Source organism: Paraglaciecola sp. 25GB23A (genome assembly GCF_040012495.1).
Lineage (GTDB): Bacteria > Pseudomonadota > Gammaproteobacteria > Enterobacterales > Alteromonadaceae > Paraglaciecola.
Window position 1 is genome coordinate 1 of sequence record NZ_JBDYKM010000053.1, and the last position, 4,414, is coordinate 4,414.

Below are 4,414 nucleotides of genomic sequence, written 5' to 3' on the forward strand. Positions count from 1 at the left end.
ACCGACAGACAATACGTGGCAGTTGGCTAATTAAGGCTAATAAGCGGTAAAGCAAACAGAAAAGGTCATCTCAGTCATATGAGGTGGCCTTATATTGGGGAAATCGTTTTAGCCATTACAGATCAGGTAACGATGTATGCAGAAGTTTAAATCTATGCCTCAAGCTCAGTGGCTTCTGAGCGCGCATTCGTGTCTTTGAAAAGTGTAGTGACAGTTTGAGGTGAAGATCTGGATTGGACTTTTTAATTTTAGGACGCTAACTTGTCAGTGCCTGCGTGACAGAGCATTCGTTGAATGGGGTAGGGCGAGTTGTTCCCCAAATTTGGCATAGTTAATCAAATTACCATTCTATTCATCTGACGTTGAGCAGACAGATAATGTTGATTTAGGTGTAGCCCAATAGAACGTTCACTGATTTTTAAAATGGATCGTAAATAAAAAAAATTTTAAATTTTTTGCTGTTTTTTTAGCCGTAAAATTCTAACCCTTTAAATAAGGGGCTACAGAGCAATTAAATAGAATTTTTCGATTTACTCTGTTTAATGTCAGATTCATCTGCATTCCATAACTTGACTGTATCTTGTAGACACCGCAAGCTCTTCTCTTTTACCATCTCAAGTACCAAATTTATAAGGAAATAATTATGCGTATGTTAACTTTAGCAGTATTTACGCTTTGTGCTTCTGTTGCCAATGCAGCAAAATTTACTGTATCTACAGTGTCTGAACTGGAAGATGCTTTAACAGTCTCTAGAACAAATGGTGAAGCTGATAAGATTGTGATATCTGAGGGGGTGTATTTTTTTTCTAACTATTTAAACCTCGGGAATTCGGATAATGAATTAACGATAGAGGGTGATTCAAATCTTAATCCAGAAAAAATAGTGTTTGATGGTACCTCAAGTTCCAAAATAAATGCCGCTATATTCTTAGCTAATAACCCTATTCATAAAATATCAATACGAAACCTAACTATTCAAAATGGAGAGCGACCTATCTTCATTGGGGGGAATAATACTTACCCTGTTGAAATATCGAACGTGAATTTTCTAAATAATACAGAAAGCGCAGTCTACCATAGTGGTAGCTCTAGAAGTGCTATCAAAAAGTTAATTATTAAAAATTCAATATTTAAGAATAATAGTGGTAATAGCTACGGTGGAGCGATAGCTTCAATGAATCTTTTAGTTGAGAGTAGCAGGTTTGAAAATAATACAGCACCTGATGGAGGTGGTGCAATAATCTGCGGTAACTCCTTTTCTTACCCCGATAACTGTATTGTTTATAACTCCGAGTTTATTGGAAATAGTTGTAGTCCAGATAGCGCTTATGGTTCAAATGATATCAGTGGAGCTGGTCATATACTAAATTCAATATTTGACGGTCTTGGTAGTTCTTCTCCAAGCCAACCATCCGTTAAATTTTCCTCTAGTGGCAGTTTTTTAGTTGCAAATAATTTATTTATAAATAATGAGGTGGATCTTAAATTTTTAAATAGTAAGATTTTTCTAATAAACAATGTATTGAATAATATCGACGCTGGATTCTATGGTGCAAACCTATATCATAATATTTTTACACAGGTTTATCCCAGCATGAATAGTGGTGCATGGGTGGACGTCAATAACACCTATAACTCAACTATTTCATTTGATGCCAATTATAAAACTACAGCTTATGACTTAGTGGTTGGTAAAGGCTACGATCCTCTGGTGTTAGATGAGTTTAAAGATAATCAATTATTAATTGATGCTATGCAAACGGATTATGAGGATAATCCCCGTATATTGGGAATAATCGATATAGGACCATATGAATTTAGTACCACTAAATCACGTATACCGATAAACGATGTCGACGGTGATGGTAAATCAGATTTGTTATGGCGAAGTAGTACCAGAGGCTGGAACTTCTTGTGGGCGATGAATGGTACACAAACCAAACTAGCGCGTCCGATTAATGTGGTACAGGACGATGGTTGGTTGATGGCGGGTCAGGGTGATTACGACGGCGATGGTAAATCAGACATTTTATGGCGTAATACCATCACAGGTTTAAACTTCATGTACTTAATGGACGGTCTTACTATCAAAACCCGCAGAGTGCTTAACTACGTTGATGCGCCGCAATGGAAGTTGGCAGGCAGTGGTGACTTTAATGGCGATGGTACAGGTGATGTGCTGTGGCATGATGTTGAAAGAGGCCGCACTCAGCTGTACTTGATGGATGGTTTGGCTATCAGCACTAACCGCGCATTAGCAGTCGTGACGGATTTAAATGAAAAAATCGTTGCCGTAGGGGATGTCAACGGCGATGGCACCGATGATGTGATATGGCGTAATCAAGTCACAGGTATGAACTACATCTGGATAATGAAAGATGGTCAGATAGATAACCGTTACACCTTAAATTCGATTAATGCAGATTGGACGATTGCTGGCGCAGGTGACTTAAATGGTGACGGCACCGATGATATTATCTTAAGAAATCAAGTTGATGGTCTTAACTGGGCATTTATGATGGAGAACGGTCAAATTAAAACCAGCCAGTTGATTAACACGGTGGGTAGTTTAGATTGGCAAATAGCCAATATGGGTGACTATGATGGTGATGGCAAGACTGACTTCCTGTGGCGCAATGAAGCGGCTGCGCGCAATATCATCCACCTGATGGATGGCTTAACTATCAAGGACAAAGGTGTGCTAAGGCCGACGGATAATACCTGGACATTGTCTAAGTAGTTACTAACGGTGCAGCGTCAATTGCATAGTGACTGATGACAGCCGTGTGCAAACAAAATAGGTGTGAGCGACGGCTTACACCTATTAACATTTATCATTGATGTCAATGTGACAAGCAATCAAAACATTGGTAATATTTGAGAATAAAGGTTAAGCATTAATAACAGCGCATTAAAATTTTGCGTTGCTTTACCTAGTTACAGGCAACAAATTTTGGACCAGGGAACGGTCAATATCCTCATCACATCCCTCTTCAGAAAATAAATGCCTTTGATTTTTTTGTTAAAGGAATTTTACGAATGTATTTTAAATTGATATCTCAAGCACTATTAGTGCTTCTAATCTTAATTACTTTCAATGCTACTGCAGAGAATATCCACTGGAGGTCAATTGACTCCCCTATTTTAATCGATGCAGATGTCGTTATCCCTGCCGGTGATACTTTAACCATTGATGCTGGAACGGTAATTCAATTTCTCAGTGATAAATCTCTAAATGTTGAGGGTAAAATTGAGATTGTTGATGAAGGACTGGTAACACTTACAAGCATGTCAGATGAAAAGTGGCTTGGACTTAACATTGATTCTAAAGAAGTTTTTGTTATTAGTAATCTGCATATATCTAATGCAGTCACTGGATTGAAATTAATTTCAAGCCCTAATGTAGCCGTTTCAAATAATCTCATAGAAAATAACGGTACAGGAATTAGTTTAACTGTTGATGATGGTGTTCGTAGCAATGTGAATGCTATTACTGATAATGACATTCGAAATAACGTTACAGGGATATCTGCGCGAAGCACAGGAGCTGACATTCAACGAAATTTAATTCTTAATAATACAAGTGTGGGTATCAGTCTGAGTGGGGGGTCATGTGGCGGTGGTTCAGCGTGCGGATGGCGAAGTAACGTACAAGATAATTTGATTGTGGGCAGTGAAACGGGTATCAATATCTTTGGTCATCAATTAGTGATGAATAATAATGATATCTATAATTCTACAATAGGGATATCTAACCGTAATTTGAATAATACGTCTTACAATGTCACCAATAACAATATCGTTGGATGGTCTGCGTTTGCCTATGTAAATCAATCACCCGACAATGTGGATTTAGGAAGTGTATGGTTGGGTCAGCCTGAGTCTGAGCAATCAATCTGTGATGTAGAGGATAATATTAACCGAGGACGCGTTTTATTTGCAGCCTCAAGTAGTGCATTTCCAACTAATCATAATTATGATTTACCTAGCGCTATTGCCTCTGAAACACAAAACTCACACCCTTCATGCCCTGATGATGGTTATCAGTATGTGTCAACAGATATGTCATGGTCAAATACCGAGTCACCAATCACTATTACTGAATCATTATTTATCGCGAGCAGTGCGACATTAACTGTAGAGGCAGGCACTGAAATTTTATTTAATGCAGGTATAGGCTTAATGGTTGAAGGTAGCTTAATTGTCGCAGGTCAAAGTTATACACATTTCGCTGCTGCTCAAGACGAACAATGGCAAGGAATAACGTTTAAAAGAAGCGTTCAAGAAGTTATAACTAATTTACATATATCTAATGCAGTCACTGGATTGAAATTAACTTCAAGCCCTAATGTAGCCGTTTCAAATAATCTCATAGAAAATAACGGTACAGGAATTAGTTTAACTGTTGATGATG

Annotated in this window: 2 protein-coding genes; both read left to right on the forward strand. The window is 38.0% G+C overall.

Going from position 1 to position 4,414, the window contains the following annotated elements; translation table 11 throughout:
• Nucleotides 1–643: 643 nt before the first annotated feature.
• Nucleotides 644–2,740 (forward strand): VCBS repeat-containing protein, encoded by a 2,097-nt coding sequence (locus ABKW31_RS22585; RefSeq protein ID WP_348618976.1) that lies wholly within the window; start codon nt 644–646, stop codon nt 2,738–2,740.
• Nucleotides 2,741–3,039: 299 nt separating this feature from the next.
• Nucleotides 3,040–4,414, forward strand: a 1,375-nt coding sequence (locus ABKW31_RS22590) for a right-handed parallel beta-helix repeat-containing protein (protein ID WP_348618977.1), incomplete at its 3' end; no start/stop codon positions are given.

Bases quoted from the DNA above. Each gene is read 5' to 3' on its own strand.
- ABKW31_RS22585 (WP_348618976.1), top strand. From the start codon at position 644: ATGCGTATGTTAACTTTAGCAGTATTTACGCTTTGTGCTTCTGTTGCC.